19 protein-coding genes are annotated in these 20,539 nt (G+C 63.3%); 8 read left to right on the forward strand and 11 right to left on the reverse strand.

Annotated features, from left to right (window positions below; translation table 11 throughout):
• Positions 1-133 precede the first annotated feature (133 nt).
• The 3 genes from EGI20_RS00575 to EGI20_RS00585 are packed head-to-tail and all read right to left on the reverse strand — an operon-like array spanning position 134 to position 3,977.
• The gene (locus EGI20_RS00575) at positions 134-1,696 is read right to left on the reverse strand and encodes a hypothetical protein (RefSeq protein WP_498628758.1); all 1,563 of its coding nucleotides are present in this window, start codon (positions 1,694-1,696) and stop codon (positions 134-136) included.
• Positions 1,693-2,547, reverse strand: a complete 855-nt coding sequence (locus tag EGI20_RS00580; RefSeq protein WP_498628760.1) for an SDR family NAD(P)-dependent oxidoreductase — start codon at positions 2,545-2,547, stop codon at positions 1,693-1,695. The genes EGI20_RS00575 and EGI20_RS00580 overlap by 4 nt, the downstream gene beginning before the upstream one ends.
• Positions 2,544-3,977 (reverse strand): coniferyl aldehyde dehydrogenase, encoded by a 1,434-nt coding sequence (locus EGI20_RS00585; RefSeq protein ID WP_498628761.1) that lies wholly within the window; start codon positions 3,975-3,977, stop codon positions 2,544-2,546. Before EGI20_RS00585 ends, EGI20_RS00580 begins: the two co-directional genes overlap by 4 nt.
• Positions 3,978-4,237: 260 nt before the next feature.
• On the opposite strand from EGI20_RS00585, the gene EGI20_RS00590 reads away from it, so the two are divergent.
• The 4 genes from EGI20_RS00590 to EGI20_RS00605 all read left to right on the forward strand — a co-directional run bounded on the left by EGI20_RS00590 (position 4,238) and on the right by EGI20_RS00605 (position 7,729).
• Positions 4,238-5,056: an SDR family NAD(P)-dependent oxidoreductase gene (locus EGI20_RS00590; RefSeq protein ID WP_498628763.1), complete on the forward strand. Its 819-nt coding sequence runs from the start codon at positions 4,238-4,240 to the stop codon at positions 5,054-5,056.
• Positions 5,057-5,066: 10 nt separating this feature from the next.
• Entirely contained in the window at positions 5,067-5,843 is a 777-nt protein-coding gene (locus tag EGI20_RS00595) for an SDR family NAD(P)-dependent oxidoreductase (RefSeq protein WP_498628765.1), read from the forward strand.
• Positions 5,844-5,846: 3 nt separating this feature from the next.
• Positions 5,847-6,476, forward strand: a complete 630-nt coding sequence (locus tag EGI20_RS00600; protein WP_498628767.1) for a nuclear transport factor 2 family protein — start codon at positions 5,847-5,849, stop codon at positions 6,474-6,476.
• Between the two features lie 188 nt (positions 6,477-6,664).
• Positions 6,665-7,729, forward strand: a complete 1,065-nt coding sequence (locus tag EGI20_RS00605; protein WP_498628768.1) for an alkene reductase — start codon at positions 6,665-6,667, stop codon at positions 7,727-7,729.
• A 165-nt stretch (positions 7,730-7,894) separates the two neighbouring features.
• Here the strand turns inward: EGI20_RS00605 and EGI20_RS00610 are convergent, their stop codons facing one another.
• Entirely contained in the window at positions 7,895-8,794 is a 900-nt protein-coding gene (locus EGI20_RS00610) for a LysR family transcriptional regulator (protein WP_498628770.1), read from the reverse strand.
• A 112-nt stretch (positions 8,795-8,906) separates the two neighbouring features.
• Between EGI20_RS00610 and EGI20_RS00615 the strand changes: the two genes are divergently transcribed.
• Both EGI20_RS00615 and EGI20_RS00620 read left to right on the forward strand, forming a co-directional pair.
• Positions 8,907-9,770 (forward strand): Vmh family MBL fold metallo-hydrolase, encoded by an 864-nt coding sequence (locus EGI20_RS00615; RefSeq protein WP_498628772.1) that lies wholly within the window; start codon positions 8,907-8,909, stop codon positions 9,768-9,770.
• A gap of 66 nt (positions 9,771-9,836) precedes the next feature.
• Positions 9,837-10,478, forward strand: coding sequence for a DsbA family protein (locus tag EGI20_RS00620; RefSeq protein ID WP_498628774.1), 642 nt, complete (start codon positions 9,837-9,839; stop codon positions 10,476-10,478).
• A 73-nt stretch (positions 10,479-10,551) separates the two neighbouring features.
• On the opposite strand, the gene EGI20_RS00625 is transcribed toward EGI20_RS00620, so the two are convergent.
• From EGI20_RS00625 to EGI20_RS00655, 7 genes are all read right to left on the reverse strand, one after another.
• Entirely contained in the window at positions 10,552-11,739 is a 1,188-nt protein-coding gene (locus tag EGI20_RS00625; RefSeq protein ID WP_498628776.1) for an acyl-CoA dehydrogenase family protein, read from the reverse strand.
• Complete coding sequence (locus EGI20_RS00630) at positions 11,736-12,884, reverse strand: acyl-CoA dehydrogenase family protein (protein ID WP_498628778.1); 1,149 nt, start codon at positions 12,882-12,884, stop codon at positions 11,736-11,738. The genes EGI20_RS00625 and EGI20_RS00630 overlap by 4 nt, the downstream gene beginning before the upstream one ends.
• Position 12,885: 1 nt before the next feature.
• Complete coding sequence (locus EGI20_RS00635) at positions 12,886-14,199, reverse strand: MFS transporter (RefSeq protein ID WP_498628780.1); 1,314 nt, start codon at positions 14,197-14,199, stop codon at positions 12,886-12,888.
• A gap of 84 nt (positions 14,200-14,283) precedes the next feature.
• Positions 14,284-15,519 (reverse strand): anaerobic sulfatase maturase, encoded by a 1,236-nt coding sequence (locus EGI20_RS00640; protein ID WP_498628781.1) that lies wholly within the window; start codon positions 15,517-15,519, stop codon positions 14,284-14,286.
• A 5-nt stretch (positions 15,520-15,524) separates the two neighbouring features.
• Positions 15,525-17,036, reverse strand: a complete 1,512-nt coding sequence (locus tag EGI20_RS00645) for an arylsulfatase (RefSeq protein ID WP_498628783.1) — start codon at positions 17,034-17,036, stop codon at positions 15,525-15,527.
• Between the two features lie 78 nt (positions 17,037-17,114).
• On the reverse strand, positions 17,115-18,092 hold the full coding sequence (locus EGI20_RS00650) for a flavin reductase (protein ID WP_498628785.1): 978 nt from the start codon (positions 18,090-18,092) through the stop codon (positions 17,115-17,117).
• Positions 18,093-18,112: 20 nt separating this feature from the next.
• On the reverse strand, positions 18,113-18,895 hold the full coding sequence (locus EGI20_RS00655; protein ID WP_498628786.1) for an enoyl-CoA hydratase: 783 nt from the start codon (positions 18,893-18,895) through the stop codon (positions 18,113-18,115).
• A 130-nt stretch (positions 18,896-19,025) separates the two neighbouring features.
• On the opposite strand from EGI20_RS00655, the gene EGI20_RS00660 reads away from it, so the two are divergent.
• Together EGI20_RS00660 and EGI20_RS00665 are read left to right on the forward strand one after the other, a co-directional pair.
• Positions 19,026-19,784: an SDR family oxidoreductase gene (locus EGI20_RS00660; protein ID WP_498628788.1), complete on the forward strand. Its 759-nt coding sequence runs from the start codon at positions 19,026-19,028 to the stop codon at positions 19,782-19,784.
• A gap of 14 nt (positions 19,785-19,798) precedes the next feature.
• Entirely contained in the window at positions 19,799-20,536 is a 738-nt protein-coding gene (locus EGI20_RS00665) for a bifunctional MaoC family dehydratase N-terminal/OB-fold nucleic acid binding domain-containing protein (protein ID WP_498628790.1), read from the forward strand.
• Positions 20,537-20,539: the final 3 nt, after the last annotated feature.

Consider the following 20,539-nt stretch of genomic DNA (forward strand, 5'->3'; position numbering starts at 1 on the left):
TCACTGCGCAGTTCGCAGGGGCGGTTAGCCGCTAAGCAGCGGCGCAACCCACCACGTTGCTAAGTGCCCATGGTGGGCATCACCAAACAAAACGCCGGCTTAATGCCGGCGTTTTGCTGACTGGCTGCCAAGCTCACAGCTTGACGCGGAAAGGCCCGGCGATGGAGTTGAACATCAGGTCGCCATTGGCGTGGAACTGGAAGATGGAATAGGCACCGTTGCCGTAGTTGTCGTGGCCGAACAGGGTGCGGTGGACGGTCTTGCCGCTGTTCCAGTCCAGCCCGGTCACTTCCCAGCCGTCCTTGGCCGTATAGCCGTTGACGAAGACGATGCCGGACGGGGTGCTGACGGCCGGCACCATGCTGGTCGATACCAGATCCGGACGGCTCCAGACGCGCTGCCAGCGGTCATTTCCCGTATCCCATTGCAGGCGCTCCGCCCCTTTGGGGGTCGGGGTTACCGGGCCGATGGCGACCACATCGATGATTTTGTCCTTGATCGGGACTTCGGCGATATTGTTGACGACAAAAGCGCCGTAGCCATTGACGCTGACCGACTGTTCGCTTTGCAGGAAAGCCGGCGGCTGCTTGTAGCCGGCCGTAATCTTGATCTGGTCGGCAATGCGCCGGCTTTTGGTGCCGGGCTTTTGCTGGAAGCCGGCCGGGATCTGGTCGCGCCAGAATGCCACCAGATTCATGTTGTTGCTGCCGTCGGTGATCACCACCAGCTTGTCCGGGTCCTGGCCAAAGCCCATCAGCGTCGGGGTCGAGCCGGTGCCGGTGCCCCATTTGATGGTGGGCGGAACGTCGCCGGTGTCGTAGCGGCTGCGCCAGCCGCCATCTTCTTCCTTGTCCGACAACTCCTTGCCGTTGAACACGATCTTGCGCAGGTAATGGTCGGTTGCGATATAGACGGCGTTGTTTTCATCCAGCGCGAAAGAGTTGGAGTTGATCTCGCCATCGCCGTATTCGAAAACCTGCGGCTTTTCCTTGAACTCGCGGTCCAGCGTGCCCATCAGGCTTTCCGAGGCGAATACCAGACGCCCGTTCCAGTCGATGCCCAGCCCGACCAGCGTGGTGCCCTTGCGTACATGTTCCTTGATATTGATGCTGCGCTTGAGCTCGATGCCTTCTTCGGGCTTGTCCGGGTTTTTCAGCCCCAGCGCCATGATGGTGTAGCCGGCGCTGACATACACGGTGTTGTCCTTGTCGGCCACGCTGTAGATGCCGTTACGCATCCAGGCCGCCGGCACGGCGCCGTAAGCCTTGCGTGTGGCGGCATCAACTTCGGCGACGCTCTTGTAGTTGCCGGTCAGCAAGGTGCGGTGCTGCTCCGGCTTGACCGGCTCCAGCCCCGGGTAGCTAAAGTAGGCGAGTCGTTTCCAGCCGCCATTGCGTGCATCGACGTAGCTGACGCGGTCGGTACTGATCGCCCACATAAAGCCCGGCACCGCCGCCTGCAGGTTGAAGTTGTTGAATACGCCGGCCTCGACCTGAGGCATGGTGGCGAGATTGACCTTGAAAGTGCCGCGCTTGACCTGATACGGAATCGCGTCGCTCTGGCTTGGGTCCATATGGGTGACGCCATAGACCGGGGCCGACAAATAGGGGTTGGCCGGAGGGCGCGGATTTGGTGCCGCCATTGCCGGCAGTGCCAGGCTGACGGCCAGTGCCAGCAGGGTACGGGGTGTGTTCATGATGCGTCCTTTGTCGGTGTGCGTAGCGTATCGCCGTCCAGTGCAAACTCCGGCACCTGGACGGTGCATTTTTGCCATGATTGGGTGTCGGTCGAACTGGCCAGCCAGTAGATGACGGCAGCAGGCAGCTCGGGGGCGTTGGCGCCCAGGCGCCGTGCCAGCTCGCCGTTGTCACCTATGGTGGCTTTCAGGGTTTCGGTGGCAACCACGCCGGGGTTGACGGTGTAGGCGCGGATGCCGGCGTCGCCAAGCTCGGTCGCGATCACGCCGGCCATGCGCGACATCGCTGCCTTGCCAGCACCATAGGCCACACCCCAGCCGCCCTCGGCTGCGGGTAGCGGCGGATCGGCTTCGCCGGCGCCAGAGCTGACATTGATGATGGCGCCGCTGCCTTGCTCCAGCATCACCTTGAGCGTGCGCCGTGTCAGCTGGTGTGGCGCGATCACATAGGCTTGCAGCACGCGCTCCCACTCCTGGCTGTCCAGCTCCATGAACGGGGCATTCAGTTGCCTGCTCTGGTAGACGGCGTTGTTGACCAGCGCGTCGATGCGGCCAAAGCGTGCCAGTACCGCGTCCAGCGCCGCATCAACCGAAGCGGCGTCCAGCAGATCCATGGGAATGGCCAGCGCCTCGCTGTCCCAGTGCTGCAGTTCGGCAAGCGTGCCGGTCAGGCTGCCGGGCAGGGTCTTGCCGTCGCGGGTTGGCACCTGATAGTCATGCTGCTGGCCTTCGGTCTGGGTGCGGGCGGTGATGGCGACATGCCAGCCTTCATGTGCGAACTTGAGCGCGGTGGCCTTGCCGATGCCGCGGCTGGCGCCGGTAATCAGCACCACGGGCTTGGCCGTATTCATGCGCCCACCCATTTTTTGATGGTGGCCATAAATTTGTCGTTGTAGGGCGGCAATACGCCCATGGCTTTTCTCGGGTCATACCAGCCGGCACGGTAGACGCTGCGCAAATGCGAAAACTGCTGGAAGCCCTCGCGGCCGTGGTAACTGCCCATGCCCGAAGCGCCGACCCCGCCGAAGGGCGCGTCCTGCAGCGCGGCGTGCATCATCACCTCGTTGATGGCGACGCCGCCCGACAACGTATGGTCGAGAATGTAGCGCTCCTCGGTGGCATCCTTGCCGAAGTAATACAGCGCCAGCGGGTGGGCACCGGCATTGATCGAGGCCACCACCGATTCGACATCGCGGTAGCTGCGCACGATCAGTGCCGGTCCGAATATTTCTTCCTGTGAAATGCGCAAGCTGCCTGCCGGATTGACCACGATGGCCATCGGCAGGCGGCGGCTGCCGTCGCCGGGCAACTCGCCTGCGGTTTCGATACGGGTGCCGGCGGCGCGCGCCTCGTCGACATAGCCTTTGACGCGCTGGTAGTGACGCTCGTTGACCACCGCGGTCACATCGGGGTTGTGGCTGATTTTTGGAAACTGGGCGATAAATTCGGCCTTGAGTGCGGCTACCAGGCTATCGAGCCGGCTTTCATGCACATACAGGGTGTCCGGCGACACACAGATCTGGCCCGAGTTATTGCCCTTGCCCAGCGCGATATGGCGCGCTGCGCGTTCAAGATCGGCACTCTTGCCGATAATCACCGGCGATTTGCCGCCCAGCTCGAGCGTCACCGGTGTGAGGTTGGCGCTGGCGTTCTGCATCACTTTCTTGCCGATGGCGGTCGAGCCGGTGAACACCAGGTGATCAAGCGGCAGGCGGGTGATGGCGTCAGCCACTTCCGGGCCGCCTTCGACCACGGTGATTTCTTCGGGCTTGAAAAATTCGGCGATGCCCACGGCCAGCGCATGCGCGGTGGCCGGCACGATTTCCGACGGTTTGAGGATGGCGCGGTTGCCGGCAGCCAGCACATAGGCCAGCGGGCTGATCAGGGTGAAGACAGGCGCGTTCCAGGTGCCGATGATGCCGACCACGCCTTTGGGCTGGTAGCGTAGCTCGGTTTTCTGGCCGAATAGCGAAAACGGAATCAGGCCGGCGCGGCGCTCGGTTTTCATCCACTTGCCGGCCATTTTGTGGCAGTGCTTGACCGAGGCGAGCGGCGCCAGCACGTCGTTCATCATGGAAAAACCGGGATGGCGACCACCGACATCGGCGTCCTGTGCCAGTGCCAGTGCTTCGGCGTGCTTTTTCAGCATCGCTTCCAGCCGCGCGAGTCTGTCCTGGCGCACGGCGGCCGATACATGGCCTTCGGCGATAAAGGCCTGGCGCTGGCGATCCAGCACTTCGGCGGCGGCAAGGCTGGCCAACTGGCCGACATGTGCATTCATCTGTCTCTTCCTCTTATTGTGCTGCGCTCACGCTAAGGCGCGGCGGCACTTCGCTCATCGTCTGATCGGACGAGTCGTGTTCAGGCCCAGCGTAAGGTCTGGTGACGAGTCTTTCAAATGTCATTACTAGGTGTATGGCGGGGCGTTGCATTGTTGCCATACAGCAATCGCCCCTAGTCTTCGCGGACGATGACCCTTTGTGTGCGCCGGCTGACCATGGCGCCATACCGGACAGGGTGTCCGTCTTCAGGAGAAGAGCGATGCGGTTTGCAGGCAAGGTAGCGCTGGTCACCGGCGCAGGGCAGGGCATGGGACGCGCCATTGCGCGGCAACTGGCAAGCGAAGGCGCGGCCGTGGTCGCGGTCGACATCAATCTGGCTGCCATCGAAGAAACGGTAGCCGGTCTGGAAAACAGCATCGCGCGTAGCGTCAATATCGCCGACAGCGCGGCGGTCGCGGCCCTGTTTGCCGAGGTGGACAGCCGCTATGGCCGCTTCGATGTGCTTATCAATAATGCCGGCATCGGCAGCAGCAAGAACGATGGTTTTGACAAGCTGATGACCCGTCTTGCCTTGCGTGGCGAGCAGCAGGCCCGTGGCGAGACCGTCACCGTCTACCCCGATCTGATTGTCGATATGGAAGACGAAGGCTGGCAGGGGGTGATGAACGTCAACCTCAATGGCAGCTTCTACTGCACGCGTGAAGCGGTGCGCCTGATGGTCAAACACGGCATCAAGGGCAGCATCGTCAATATTTCGTCAACGGCGGCCCTATCCGGCGAAGGCGGCTTGCACTATGTGGCATCCAAGGCCGCGCTGCACGGCATGACCCGCGCGCTGGCCCGCGAACTGGGGCCGCGCGGCATCCGCGTCAATAATGTGGTGCCGGGCCCGACCAATACCCCGATGATGCAGACCGTGGGCGAGGCGTGGATCAACAGCATGATTGCCGCCATTCCGCTGGGACGCATGGCCGAGCCGGAAGACATTGCCCGCACCGTCGCCTTTGTCGCCTCCGACGACGCAGCCATGGTCACCGGTGCCGACATCGTCGCCAACGGCGGCAGCTACTTCAAGTAAGGGGGCGATCATGGGCAACAGACTGCAAAACAAGGTGGCCTTTATCAGCGGCGGCGGCTCCGGTATCGGTGCGGCGACCGCGCTGCGCTTTGCCGAAGAGGGCGCCGAGGTGTTTATCTGCGGCCGGCGCGAAGAACCGCTGGCGGCGGTGGTCGAGGCGATACGCGCGCATGGCGGCAAGGCCGGCTATGTGGTGGCCGATGTCAGCGACGAGGCGGCTTTCAGCGGCGCGATCCGCGAGGCGGCGCGGCGCGGCGGCCGGCTCGACATCCTGGTCAACAATGCGATGGCCTACTCGTGGGGCAGTATCGCCGACACAGATACTGAGGCATGGCGCAGCAATTTTTCCACTACCGTTGACGGCACATTCTGGGGTACGCGTACCGCGCTGCAGATTTTTGCCGAGCAAGGCAGTGGCGGCGCCATCGTCAATCTCGCATCCATCTGCGGCCTGTTCGGCACCGCGTGGATGGCCGGCTATTCGGCCGCCAAGGCCGCGGTGATCAACTTTACCCGCGCCACCGCCAGCGAAGGAGCGGCCGCGGGGATACGCGCCAATGTGGTGATTCCGGGCGTGGTGGAAACGCCGGCCACCGCCGGCATGCTGTCCGATGACAAGACCCGTGCCGGCACCGAGCGCCTGATCCCGATGCGCCGCGTCGGCACGCCCGAAGAGCTGGCCAATGCCATCCTGGTCCTCGCCTCGGACGAAGCCAGCTACATTACCGGCGCCTGCCTGTCGGTCGACGGTGGCCGCGCGGCCGATCTGATCACCGCGCTGGAGTAAGCCATGCCCAGAGAAACATTGGATGAACGCATCGACCGGCTGGAGTCCATCGAGGACATCCGCCAGCTGGCCGGCAAATACTCGCTGTCGCTGGACATGCGCGATCTGGACGCGCATGTGAATTTGTTTGCGCCCGATATCCGTGTAGGCCGCGACAAGGTGGGGCGCGCGCACCTGAAAGCCTGGGTGGACGATACCCTGCGCCACCAGTTCACCGGCACCTCGCACCATCTGGGCCAGCACATCATCGAGTTTTCCGACCCAGACCACGCCATCGGCGTGGTGTACTCGAAGAACGAGCACGAGTGCGGGCGCGAATGGGTGCTGATGCAGATGCTGTACTGGGACGACTACGAGCGTATAGACGGGCGCTGGTTTTTCCGCCGCCGCCTGCCGTGCTACTGGTACGCCAGCGACCTTAACCAGCAGCCGGTCGGCGACATGAAAATGCGCTGGCCAGGGCGCGAGCCCTATCACGGCACCTTTCACGAGATTTTTCCGTCGTGGCAGGCGTTCTGGGCGCAGCGCCCGGACAAGGACAGCCTGCCCGAGGTGGCGGCACCCGCGCCGCTTGAAGGCTTTCTCAAGGCGATGCGCCGTGATGCGCAGCCACCGAAGATACGGGTGCGCTAAGTCGCGGCAGGTGCGGGGCGGCTGATCTGGCCGGGTACGGTGAGTAGGGTGGGTTAGCAGCTGACCGAGCGCGGCAAGCGTAGCGGCGCGAGGAAATGGCTGCGTAACCCACCGGCGTCCCCCGCTTCTGTGCCTTTCAGATTGTGCCTCCTGCGCCCACCCCCGCCATTTCACACACAGGACCCACCATGCCCACGCTATTTGACCCGCTCACCTTGGGTGAGCTCAAGCTGAAAAATCGCGTCGTGATGGCGCCGATGACGCGCAACCGCGCCGACGCACACGGTGTGCCGACCCCCGAGATGGTCGACTATTACGCGCAGCGCGCCAGTGCCGGCCTGATCGTGGCCGAAGGGACGTGGCCTTCGCCCGAGGGGCAGGCTTACTGTCGCCAGCCCGGCATCGCCACGGCGGAGCAGGTGCGCGCCTGGCGCGGCATCACCGATGCGGTGCACGAGGCTGGCGGCACGATCGTGCTGCAGATCATGCACGGCGGGCGCATCGGCAGCCGCCAGATCAAGGGAGAGGATGTGCGCACCGTCGCGCCGTCGGCCATTGCCGCGCGCGGCGAAATCTATACCGACGCGGCCGGCATGCAGCCCTTCGACACCCCCGAGGCGCTGACGACGGTCGAAGTGCGCGCGGTGGTGGCCGAGCACGCACGTGCCGCGCGTCTGGCACGCGAGGCCGGTTTTGATGGTGTCGAGCTGCATTGCACCAGCGGCTATCTGCCGATGAGCTTTATGTGTTCAGGCACCAACACCCGCACCGACGAATACGGCGGCACAGCCGAAAACCGTGTGCGCTTTGCAGCCGAATGTCTGGGGGCGATGGCCGATGCCATCGGTGCCGGTCGTGTCGGCCTGCGCGTCAATCCCGGCAACAGCTACAACGACACCTCCGATGTCGACCCGGCCGCGACCCATGCCGCGCTGCTGCGCGCCGCCTCGCCGCTGAATCTCGCCTATTTGCACGTGATGCGTGCGCCCAGCACCGACATCGACGCATTTGCACTGGCGCGCGACAACTTCAGGGGCGGCGGCATCATCCTCAATGACGGTTTTTCCGGTTCGGATGCCGATCTGGCGATTGATGCCGGCATCGGCGACGCGGTGTCGTTCGCGCGCCACTATGTCGCCAACCCCGATCTGGCGCGCCGGTTGCGCGAGGGCCTGCCGCTGGCGCGCTTCGACCGCAATACCCTCTATACCGCCGGCAGCAAGGGTTATAACGACTACCCGGTCTTGCCCTGACACTGGCCCCGCTCAGAAGGACTGCGCGGCTTGAGTTGCAAGCTATTCAGGCTCGCGGCTCAAGCCGTGCATGCATTCCGCTATGGTGCACGACAGTTGCGGTGAGTCGTTTGTATCGGTAGGCGCTTGGTGCCATGGGTATGAGGGATGTCGATTTTTAGCGGTTTAATCTCTCCACAGCGGGTCGAGCGCCATCCTCTCGAGCAAGAAATCGAGAAAGGTGCGCAGTAGCGGCGACATCTGTTTGCGCGTGCTGTATACCCCGTAGATATCGATTTTCTTCGGCTGCCACTTTATCAGCAGCGGGATCAGCTCACCCCGGTCGATATAGGGCTGTACCGAATAACGGGGCTGCATGCTGATGCCGGTCCCTTTGAGGGTCGCCTCCAGCAGCAGGTTGGAGATGTTTGCGCTTAAATTGCCGCAGACCGGTACCGATTCGGGGCCATCAGGGCCTGTGAATTCCCATATGCTCTTGCCGAAATAGGCATAGGACAGGCAATTATGCACTGCCAGATCCTGCACCTTCATGGGGGTTGGGTGCTTTTCCAGATAAGCCGGGCTGGCACATACGACCGAGTGACAAGTGCCAAGGCGGCGGGCCACCAGATTTGGATCCGGTTTATTGGTAATACGGAGCGCCAGATCAATCCGCTCTTCGACCAGATTGACGACTTTATCTTGCAGCAGGATATCGATAGATGTGCCGGGGTATCGAGCCAAATAGTCATTAACGACCCCTGCCAGCAGCGTTTGGGAAAGCGAGTAACTGCTGGTAATTCTCAGTAGCCCCTTGGGTTCTTCTGCATCGCGCTCGGCGATTTGCTTCATTTCGTCTTGCAGTGCCAGCATGGCCCGTGCATTCCTTAGCGCCTCTTCTCCCGGCCCCGTCAGACTGAGTCGCCGGGTCGTGCGGTGCAATAAGCGCACCCCCATCCAGTCCTCCAGTTCAGCCAGATAGCGCGACACCATGGCGCGAGACATGTCCAGTTTGTCGCTAGCACGGCTCAGGCTGCCTTGCTCGACAACGTTGACGAAGACCTGCAAGGCTGTCAGCCGATCCATCTTCAATCCTTATATGTCCGATTATTGCAACAGTCTAATGTCTTTTTTGCAGTATTTAAATAAGTGGATATTTCATATGATCAATTTCCACTTTTGAATAACGACAAAAAACATGATGAATACCTCCCTGATCCGTAAGCTGACCCTGGCGAGCACGCTGCTGAGCGGCGTGGCCATGGCTGGCCCGCTGAACGTGACTGTTTTCAACCCTGGTGAGAAGGCCATCTTCCCCGTCTCGTCATCACTGGTGAGCGGCGACAAAGAAGCCATCCTGATTGATGCCCAGTTTGATGTAAAAAATGGCGCGGCATTGGTCGACCTGATCAAGAAAAGCGGCAAAAAACTGACCACCGTTTATATAAGTGGCGGTGATCCCGACTTCTACTTTGGTCTGGAGCCCATCAAGGCGGCATTCCCCGATATCAAGGTGCTGGCTGATCAGCATGTGGTTGATCACATCAACAAGACCAAGGATGCCAAGCTGCGTTACTGGGGGCCTATCCTGGGCGACGGGGCGCCAAAGAGCCTGACCGTCCCCGAAGTCATGACTGCCAGCCGTATGCTGCTTGAGGGCAAGCCGATCGAGGTCAAGGAAATGAATACTCCCAACGCCTATCTGTGGGTGCCATCCATCAAGACAGTGCTGGGCGGGGTACCGGTTTACTCCGGCGTCCATGTCTGGATGGCGGACAACCAGACTGCACAGGCGCGCGCGAGCTGGATCAAGGCACTGGACAAACTGCAGGCACTGAAGCCCGAACGCGTGGTGCCGGGCCATGTCCTCGGCGCAGAGCCAAAAGGCACCGCCGCGGTGACTTTTACCCGTGGCTATGTACAGCGTTTCGAACAGGAACTGGCCAAGGCTAAGCACTCCGGAGAATTGATCAACGCGATGAAGCAGGCTTATCCATCCTTGCCCGTCGATGACGGACTGAGCATTGGCGCGAAGGTCAATACGGGCGAGATGAAGTGGTAATTCCCGTTTTTCCGAGTTTTCCGGGCCGGCTGGCCCGGTTCTTGATTGACTTGCGAGCACCTTGCCATGAATAGATCCAACCCGACTTTTCACTACATTTATGACCCGCTCTGTGGCTGGTGCTATGGCGCGGCCCCCTTGCTGCAGGCACTTTCAGCAATGCCGGATATAGCCATAGCGCTGCATGCCGGTGGGCTTTGGCTGGGAGATAGGCGCCGGCCGACAGGGCAGGCCTTGCGTGACTATGTGCGCCCCCATGATCAACGAATTGAGGCGCTCACCGGCCAGCATTTTGGTGATCGTTACTTCAATGAGCTGCTGCTGCGCGAAGGCGGCTTGCTGGATTCGGAGCCTGCTATCCGGGCCGTAGAGTCAGTACTTGCCTTGGGCGGGGATGGTCTGAAAATGCTGCACCGTATCCAGCGATCTCATTATCAAGATGGGCTATGGGCTGGCGAGTTACCCTATCTGGCATCTTTGGCGGCGGAGCAGGGGCTTGATCATGCCGCATTCGAGCATGCATACCATCAGGTCAATCTCGGCAATCATCTTGCTGAAAGTCAGGACTGGCTGCGGCGCATGCGGGGACAGGGATACCCGACATTGGGGGTGGAGATTGATACGCAGATCACGGTGATTCCTGTCATGGATTTTCTGGGGCAGCCCGAACTTTTTTATCAGCATATTGCGACTCTCCTGAGAGCATGAGCAGGGGGCTGAAACTATCTGCTGCATGCTCAGCGGCAGCGGGCTGCTTGCAAAACGGCAGCAGTTGAACAGTTCAGCGGCCGCGGGCTTCCCTGGGCATGCCCAAGCCCCGCTCGGCGATCAGGTTGCGCTGAATCTGGTTGCTGCCACCATAAATGGTGTCGGCGCGGCTGAACAGAAACAGCGACTGCAGGCGCGTCAGCGCATAGGGCTCTCCGTCATTCGGGCACAGCTCGGCAGCTTCGCCCAGCACATCCATCGCCAGCTTGCCTAAGTTACGATGCCAGCTGGCCCAGTGCAGCTTGTAGACCAGCGCGGCTCTTTGTTCGTCGGCACCGGCGTCTTCGCTCAGCATCCTGAGCGCATTGGCGCGCATCACGGTCAGCCCCATCCACGCTTCGGCGATGCGGCTGCGGATGTTGGCTTGCCGCGCCGCGCCGTTTTCGCGCGCGATGCGGATGATTTCATCCAGTTCGGTACGGAACAGCATCTGCTGGCCCAGGGTCGAGACGCCGCGCTCGAAACCCAATAGCGCCAGCGCGATCTTCCAGCCGTCGCCGGCATCGCCCAGCAGGTCGCTGGCGCGTGCGTCATCGAAGAATACCTCGTTGAATTCGCTGCTGCCGGTAATCTGGCGGATAGGGCGCACGCTGATGCCATCCTGCGCCATCGGTACCAGAAAGAAGCCCAGACCGTAGTGGCCATGGCTTGTCGGGTCGGTGCGTGCCAGCACGAAACACCAGTTGGCGATATGCGCAAGCGAAGTCCATACCTTCTGCCCGCTAATGCGCCAGTGTCCGTCCGCATCCTGCGTGGCGCGGGTCTTGACCGCCGCCAGATCCGAGCCGGCTCCCGGCTCGGAGAAGCCCTGGCACCAGAGCTCCTTCCCGCTAACGATGCCCGGCAGGTAGCGCGCCTTTTGTGCAGGGCTGCCGAAGGCGGCGATGGTCGGCCCGGCCAGCCCCTCGCCGATATGGCCGATGCGCCCGGGGCCGCCGGCGCGCGCGTATTCCTCGGCGAAGATCACCTGTTGCGCGATGCTGGCACCGCGCCCGCCGTGCTCGGGCGCCCAGCCTAGGCAGGTCCAGCCACCGCTGGCCAGATGACGCTCCCACGCCTTGCGCTCGTCGATAAAACTGTGTTCGTCGCCCGGCCCGCCACGGAACCTGAGCGCGGCAAAGCGCCCGCCCAGGTTGTCGGTTAGCCACAGCGCCGCTTCGCGGCGGAAGGCTTCGTCTTCGGGGCTGAAGTGGATGTTCATGCTGCGTGCTCCTCGGCGCCCAGCAGACTGTCCGCGATGCGCGCACGGTGCAGCGCCGGGCTGCCCAGCAGGGCGCTGCCGCTTTGGGCGCGTTTGAAATAAAGGTGGGCGTCGTATTCCCAGGTAAAACCGACGCCGCCCATGAGCTGTATCGCCGAGCCGGCATTGAAAAATGCCGCTTCGCTGGCGTAAGTCTTGGCCAGACTGGCCGCATCATGCAGCGAGGTCTCGCCGGTATCACTGTTTGCCGCCGCATCGGCGACACAGGCGGCGTAGTAGACGGCAGAGCGCGCCAGCTCGCACTTGAGCATCATGTCGGCGGCGCGGTGCTTGATCGCCTGAAAACTGGCGATCTCGCGCCCGAACTGGCGCCGCTCGCCGGTGTAGGCGACTGCCATCTGCAGCGCCGCTTCGGCTACGCCCAGCTCTTCGGCGGCCAGGGCAATCGCCGCGCGCGACAGGATGTTCTCCAGCGTCTCCGCCGTGCCTTGCGCTAGTCTCGCGGACTCGGGCACCCACACTGCGTTAAGCGTCAGCGCGCCTTGCGCGCGGGTCTGGTCCATGGTCGCGCACTTATGCGTGGACAGCCCGGCAGTGCCCGCCGGTATGGCGAACAGTGCAGCGCCGGCTTCACCGCTTGCCGCGACGATGATCAGGTCGGCCACATGGGCGTGCATGACCAGCGGGAAGTGGCCATCCAGCCGGTAGCCATCGCCATCTCGCTGCCAGCGGGCGCTGCCGGTGCCGTGCTGCCTGGCAAAATGCGCGCCGGCCAGCGTGGCGATAGTGTCGCCGCCGGCAATGCCGGGCAGCCAGCGCTGCTTTTGTACGTCGGAGCCTGCCAGCAGCAAGGCGTTGACCGCGAGCGACGCGGTGGCGTGAAACGGCACGCAGGCTAGGTGGCGGCCGATTTCTTCTTCGACGATGGCCAGCTCGACCTGTCCCAGACCCAGGCCGCCGTAGGCCTCGGGTATGGCGATGGCGCAGCAGAGCATCTCTTGCGAGAGCGCCGGCCACAGTGCGTGATCGATGCCGCTGTCGCTTGCCATGGCGCGGCGCACGGCTGCGCTGTCCGATTGCGCGGCCAAGAGCGCGTGCACGCTGTCGCGTATCATTTTTTGTTCATCGCTCAGGGAAAAATGCATGTCAGCCTCCATGGGCGAGGGCTAGTGCCGGCCGTTGACGGGCACGGCGGTAGCGTGGCAACGCGAGCGCGAGGGTGCAGCAGGCGAGTGCGAGCAGGGCGGTGGAACTGGCCAGCGCGTAGCGCAGCGCCTCATTGCCGTAGCTGGGGGTAAGCAAGTCGGACAGGGTGCCGGTCACCAGAGGGCCCACACCGATGCCGAACAGCGTCATCACCGCCGCGAGCACGCTGGTTGCCTGCGCGACGCGCCCGGCAGGAAACAGGTGGCTGATCGCGCCGATGCACGGCACCGACCACCATACGCCGAAAAACGAGAAGCCCAGATAGAAAAGGATGGCTTCGGGCACCGCGAGCGAACCCAGTTGCAGCAGGATGCCGGCCGGCCACAAAAAGTAGCCCAGCGCGAACGGCAGGCTCAGTAGCGTGCCCGCCAGTGCGGTGCCGATCTGCCAGCCCGGGTCGCGCCGAGCCAGACGGTCGGTGGCCCAGCCGCAGGCGAGCGTGCCGGCGAAGGTCATCAGCCCGCCGCCAACGCCGGCGAGCAGGCCGGCTTGTTGCATGCTCAGTCCGTGCGAGCGGATCAGGAAGCTTGGGTTCCAGGTGCCGACCGCGTAGCCGCAGATCGCGGCCAGCGCTGCGCTGGCCAGCAACCACGGGTAGCCTGCTGTGCCGACGATGCCGGCAAGTGTCTCCGCCCAGCTTTCACTGGCCGCCTGCTCTGCCGATGGAGCCGGCCCCCTGGTGTGGGTGACGGTCAGCCATATCAGTGCGCCGACGAGGACGCCGGGTGCACCGATCAGGATAAAGGCCATGCGCCAGCCGTAATGGTGGGCGACCCAACCGCCGGCGGCCAGCCCGAGCAGGGCACCTAGGCTGGGCCCCATCATGAATACGGCGACCGCACGCGAGCGCTGCTGGGGCGGGTATAGGCGCGAGATCAGCGCGACCGAGGGCGCCATGCCGCCGGCCTCGGCAGCGGCAACGCAGATGCGGCAGACCAGCAGCAGCGCAAAGCTGGTGGCGAGGCCGCACAGCACGGTGAAGGCGCTGAACGCGACCGCGCAGCAGGCGATGACCGGCACCGCGCCGATACGGTCGGCCAGCCGTCCCAGCGGCAGGCCGGCGATCGAGTAGCACAGGCCGAACACCAGGCCGGAGAGCAGGCCGATCTCGGTGTCGGAGACGCCGAACTCGAGCTTGACCGGCTCGATCAGGATGGACATCAACAGCCGGTCTACATAATTGAACACATAAGCCAGTGCCACCAGTGCCAGTGCATAGTGGCTGCGCCAGCCGGGGCGGAGGGTTTCAGTCATGACCGGGGTTCCTTGTCGGGGTGAGGTTTGCAGGTTTGACGATGCCGCTAAGAGCGGCATCGTCCTGCTGGATGAGAGGTGCCGCTAATGCCGTGACAGGCTGGCCACAATGCCCGGCATGTCGCGCGCGATATGGCCGTAAAAGGCTTGCCAGCCGCGGCATAGGTAGTTGAGGCCGGCCTCGCCGGATGCGGTCTTGAGCAGGCGGTTTTTCGGGCACTCGCCCCAGCACAGCTTCAGATGCGGGCAGGTGCGGCAATCGGTGGGCAGCGTGTCACGCTTGGCAAAACCGAACGCCTGCTGGCGCGGCGACAGTGCCAGTTCTGCCTGATGGTGGCTGGCGATATGGCCCAGCCGGTATTCGGGGTAGACGAAGTGGTCACAGCTGTAGACGCTGCCGTCGTGTTCGAGCGCAAGGCCTTTGCCGCAGAACTCGGACTGGGTGCAGGTCTGAGCCGGCAGTCCCATGCTTTGCGCCACCGCCGTTTCGAACAGGTTGACATGCACGCGGCCGAAGTCGCGCGCTAGCCATTCGTCCCATACCGCGATCAGGAAGCGCCCCCAGTCGTCCGCATCCACGCTCCAGTCGGTGACGATGGACAGCGGGTGGCCGGGGCGGGCGCGTTCCGAATCAGGCGTCACCCGCGCGCTGTCCGGCCACAGTCCCGGCGCGGTGTCGCGAAAGGCTCGCGCCTCGACGCAGGGGGTGAACTGCACCCGGTAGGTGCCCAGCTCGTCGGCCAGAAAGCGGTACACCTCGCGCGGCGCGCGCGCGTTGTCGCGGTTGACGACGCACAGCGCGGCAAACGGCACCTCGTGTGCATTCAAGAGCCGTGCCGCGCGCAGCACCGCCGCGTGGGTAGGCTTGCCGCCCTTGCTTGGTCGGTGTTTGTCGTGCAACTGTGCCGGGCCGTCGACCGACAGCCCGACCAGGAAACGGTGGTGCTTGAGAAAGTGCACCCAGTTCTCGTCCAGCAGCACGCCGTTGGTCTGCAAATCGTTCTCTATCGCCTGGCCGGGTTTCTTGTACTTGGCCTGCAGCGCGACGATTTTTTCGAAATAGGGCAGGCCCAGCACGGTCGGTTCGCCGCCCTGCCAGGAAAACACCACCGTGTCGCCGCTCTGGCCTTCGATGTACTGGCGGATGTGTTCTTCCAACAGCGCGTCGCTCATCTGCGGCTTTTGGGGCTGATCCAGCAGGGTTTCCTTGTGCAGGTAAAAGCAGTAGCTGCAATCAAGATTGCACAAGGCGCCTGCCGGCTTGACCATCATATGGAAGCGGCGGCGGCCATTGGCGGGTAGCGGGTGCAGGGTGGGCATCGGCCTTACTCCACGCGCAGGCTGCCGCCAATCTGGCGCGGCGGGAACTGGGCAAGCGAGGCGCGGTGCGCGCCGATGATGTCGCGCACCTGACCGCCCCAGGCCATGCCCAGCTTCATCGCGATCTCCTGCGATTTCCAGCCGCCCTGGCGCTCGTACGGGTCCATCCTGAGGTTGAAGATCAGCGCCGCCGGCTTGTTTTCGTCAAAGAAGCCCTCGCGCGTCTTCATATGGCTTTTCCAGTTGCCGATGCGTACCGCAGAGAGTTCGCGCTCGTTGTAATAGAGATGAAAGTTGCGCGCCGATGCGGCCTTGCCCTGCCAGTGCGCGAGATTGTTGACCCCGTCGATATACACCTTGTGGCTTTGTTTGAGCTCGGCGGCAACGTCGGGTTTGCCGGCGGCAGCAGATAGCGTGGTGAAGAGGTCGGTATTGTCCTGGATGCCGTTGCTCACCGATTGCGCGGCAATCTTGGCCGGCCAGCGGATCAGCATCGGTACGCGCACGCCGCCTTCCCAGGTGGTGGCTTTTTCGCCGCGAAAAGGGCTGGTGCCGCCATCCGGCCACCACTGCGACATCGGGCCGTTGTCCGAGGTGAACACCACGATGGTGTTGTCGGCGACGCCCAGATCCTCGAGTTTCTTCAGCATGCGTCCGACCGAGCGGTCCAGTTCGATCAGCCCGCTGCCGTAGATATCCATTTCCGACGAGTAGGGCTTGGCCAGCGCCTTGTGCTCGTCACGCACATGGGTGTAGATGTGCATGCGCGTCGGGTTGTGCCAGACGAAGAACGGTGTGTCCGCCTTGACCGCGCGCTGCATGAAGTTGACCGCGCGTGCCTCGAATTCGTCGTCCACCGTCTCCATCCGCTTCGGGTTCAGTGCGCCGGTGTCGCGGCAGGCCTGTTTGCCCACCTTGCCGAAGCGGCCATCCTCGGTCGCGTCGTCCGTGCTTGTTGCCTTGCAGTCGAGTACGCCGCGCGGCTTGTAGCGCGCGTCATAGCCCGGATCCTGCGGCCAGTCGGGGCGGAACGGCTCTTCCTCGGTATTGAGGTGGTAGAGGTTGCCGTAAAATTCGTCGAAACCGTGCACGGTGGGCAGATGCTCGTTGCGGTCGCCCAGATGGTTTTTGCCGAACTGACCAGTGCGGTAGCCCTGCGTCTTCAACACCTCGGCCAGGGTCGGGTCGCGCGCATCCAGCCCCTGTTTGCCGCCCGGCAGCCCGACCGTGGTCAGCCCTGTGCGTATCGGCAGCTGGCCGGTAATAAAGGCGGCGCGCCCGGGGGTGCTCGAAGGCTCGGCGTAGTGGTCGGTAAACAGCATGCCTTCGCGCGCGAGGCGGTCGATATTCGGGGTCGGCACCATCATGCCGTGGCTGTAGGCGCCGATATTGCTGACACCGACGTCGTCGGCCATGATCACCAGGATATTGGGCTGTGCTCTCTGTGCGGCCACAGCCGGTGTGGCAGCCAGTGCACTGGCCAGCAGGCCGGCGATGGTCTTCATGTGCTGCTGCATGCTGTCCCCTTGTTTGTTGCAGGCGTGATGCGCTGGTTTTTTAATTCATTTTTTGTTGTCGCCGGGCAGAGCGGGTGTTCAGGCGGCGCTGCCTTGCGCCGCACGCCACACTTCGACCGAACCTGCGTCGGTCAGCGCGATCATCTGCTTGAGCAGGTTCTTCAGTACGCGTGCGTCCCAGTCGCCCAGCTTTTCCAAGAGGTCCGCTTCGCGCGCCTTGGCCGCCGCGATCACGAACAGCACCGCGCGCCGCCCGCTGGCGGACAGGGCGTAACGGGTGGCGCCGTCCTGCTGCGTTTCGCGCACCATTTCGCGGGCCATCAGCCGCTCCAGTGGCAACATCAGCCCGGCAAAGCCGCTGTGCTGCAGCATCTGGTCCAGCGCCGCCCGGCTTTGTGCGCCGCGCTGCAGCAAGGTCGACAGGGTGTAGAACTCGGGGTCGGACAGCGCCTGCGCTGCCAACTCGGCGCGGATGCCGTCGAGGAACTGGTAGTGCGCGCGCCCGACCAGATAACCCAGAAAATCCTCGGAAAAACTGTGCGGCTCGTCGGCCGCTTCCAGATTCAGCGCACCGGTCTTTTTGGTCGCCAGCGCATAGCGCCCGCCATGAAACACCAAGGGCGCCTTGTCGGCACTGTCAAAACCCACGACTTCGCCGACCAGGATCAGGTGGTCGCCGCCGTCGTACTGGAAGCTGGTGCGGCACTGGAAACGCGCGGCACAGCCGGTCAATAGCGGGCAACCGTTGATGCCGGCTTCGGTTTCAAGCCCGGAAAACTTGTCTTCGCCGCGGCGGGCGAAACGGTCGGACAGCGCTTCCTGTTCGGCCGACAGCACATGGACCGTCCAGTGGCCGCTGTCCGAAAACGCAGCGAGGCTCTTGGCGCTCTTGGCCAGGCTCCACAAAACCAGCGGCGGGTCCAGCGACACCGAGTTGAAGCTGTTGGCAGTGACGCCGACCGGTGTACCGTCAGCGTCGCAGCTGGTGACGATGGTGACGCCGGTGGTGAAGGCGCCCAGCGCGCGGCGGAATTCCTGCGGATTGATGTCGGGCATGGTGTTTCCTTGCTGTTTGCCTAGTGGCCGCCAAACTCTGGCCGGCGCTTGTCGATAAAAGCCTGCATGCCTTCTTTTTGATCGAGCGAGGCAAACAGGGTGTGGTTGGCCTTGCGCTCCAGCGCCAGTGCGGTTTCCAGCGGCGCGTCCAGCCCCAAAAGCACGCACTCCTTGATCTCGGTCGCGGCCAGGGGAGGCATGGCCGCGATGGTGGCGGCCATGGCCAGCGCGTAAGGGATCACTTCGCCGTCGGCGACGACATCGGACACCAGACCCATGCGCTGTGCTTCGTGCGCGCTGACCGGCTTGCCGGTCAGCAGTATTTTCATCGCATTGCTCTTGCCCACCGCACGCGTAAGGCGCTGGGTGCCGCCTATGCCGGGCATGATGCCGATGCGGATTTCTGGCTGCGAAAAGCTGGCGCTCTCGCCGGCAATCAGGATGTCGCAGTGCATGGCCAGCTCGCAGCCCCCGCCAAAGGCATAGCCGCAGATGGCGGCGATCACCGGCTTGGGGCAGTGCTGGATCGGTGCCCACAGCCGCTCGGTGTGGCGCTTGAGAATATCGACCGGCCCGCAGCCGGCCATGGATTTGATATCGCCGCCGGCGGCAAATACGGTTTCTCCTCCGGTAAGCACGATGGCGCGCACGCTGTCGTCGCAGGCCAGTTCGGCAAATGCCTGTGCCAGCCGCGTCTGTAATTCCAGGCTTAGCGCATTGGTCGCTTGCGGCCGGTTCAGTGTCAGCAGTGCCACGCCTTGGCTTGGGCGGCTGATCAGCAGGATGTCGTGTTCGCTCATCATCAAGGCTCCGTTTCTCATTAGCGCCGATTCTCCCTGCCACCCCAACCCCATTCATCGTCCGAACAGACGACGATGGCCTTGCCTTGCCGCCGTAAATTGCAAAGCGTGAACAAAGGCTCAGGAGGCTTTCATGTCTGTGGCAATCGACTACAGCGGCAAGGTGGTGCTGGTCACCGGCGGCACCCGAGGCATCGGGCGCGGCATCGCAGCGCGTTTTCTTGCTGCCGGCGCGACCGTGGTGGTGTGCGGGCGCAATGCGCCCGAAGGTTTGCCAGAACGCTGCCACTTTATGGCCTGCGATGTGCGCGACCCCGATTCGGTCGCCGCACTGATGGACAGCATCGCGACAAGCTTTGGCCGCCTCGACGTGCTGGTCAATAACGCCGGCGGCAGCCCGAATGCCGATGCAGCGACCGCATCGCCGCGTTTCTCGGAAGGCATCATCCGCCTCAACCTGATCGCTCCGCTGATTGTCGCGCAAGGAGCCAACCGCCTGATGCAGCAGCAGGACGGCGGCGCTGTGCAGCTCTTTATCGCCAGCGTCGGCGCGCACAGGCCCAGCCCCGGCACCGCCGCCTATGGCGCGGCCAAGGCCGGCGTGCTGAGTCTGGTGTCTTCGCTCGCCATCGAGTGGGCACCCAAGGTGCGGGTAATGGCGATCAGCCCGGGCCTGGTCAAGACCGAACAATCGCATCTGCACTACGGCGACGAGGCCGGCATTGCGCGCGTGGAAGCCACCATTCCGGCCGGGCGTATGGCCGAGCCTGCCGATATCGGCAATGCCTGCCTGTTTCTGGCGTCCGATCTGGCGAGCTACGCCAGCGGAACTCATCTCTTGCTGCACGGCGGCGGCGAAGCGCCGGCGTTTATGGCTGCTGCAGCGCAATAACAAGGAGGACGACAGTGAGCGAACAACACTCTGACTGGATGGCCGAAGCGCGTGCGCTGATTGGTCACGAATACGGACGCATTTATGCATGGGACGCGGTCAACCAGCCGATGATCCGCCAGTGGTGCGAGGCGCTGGGCGTGAGCAATCCGCTGTATCTGGACGGCGAGCGTGCCCGCGCGCGCTTCGGTGCCCATGTCGCACCGCCGACCATGCTGCAAGCCTGGGTACTCGCCGGCATCAAGGGCGAGTTTCCGGCAGGTTCAGCCACCGATAACCCGTATCAGGTGCTGCAGATTATCGAGCGCAACGGTTACGCCTCGGTGGTGGCGGTCAATTCCGAGCAGGAATACTTCCGCTATCTGCGTGAAGGCGACCGCCTCAGTTTCACCTCGCAGATCGAATCGGTCAGCGAAGAGAAAACCACCGGTCTGGGTACCGGCTTTTTCGTCACCCAGCTGTTGAATTTCTTCGATCAGGACGACAACAAGGTCGGCCAGATGCGCTTTCGCTTGTTCAAGTTCCGCCCGGCTTCGGCCAGAGAAAAGCCGGCACTGCCGGCGCGCCCGCAGCCTGGCGTCAGCGACGAAAATCGCTTCTTCTGGGATGGCCTCAAGGCGAAGAAGCTGCTGATCCAGCGCTGCAGCGCCTGCGGCACCTTGCGCAACCCGCCGGGGCCGGCATGCCCGTCCTGCCATTCGCTGGCCTCCGACCATGTCGAGGCTTCGGGCAAGGGCACGATCTACTCCTAGTCC

This window comes from Aquitalea sp. S1-19 (assembly GCF_024343515.1).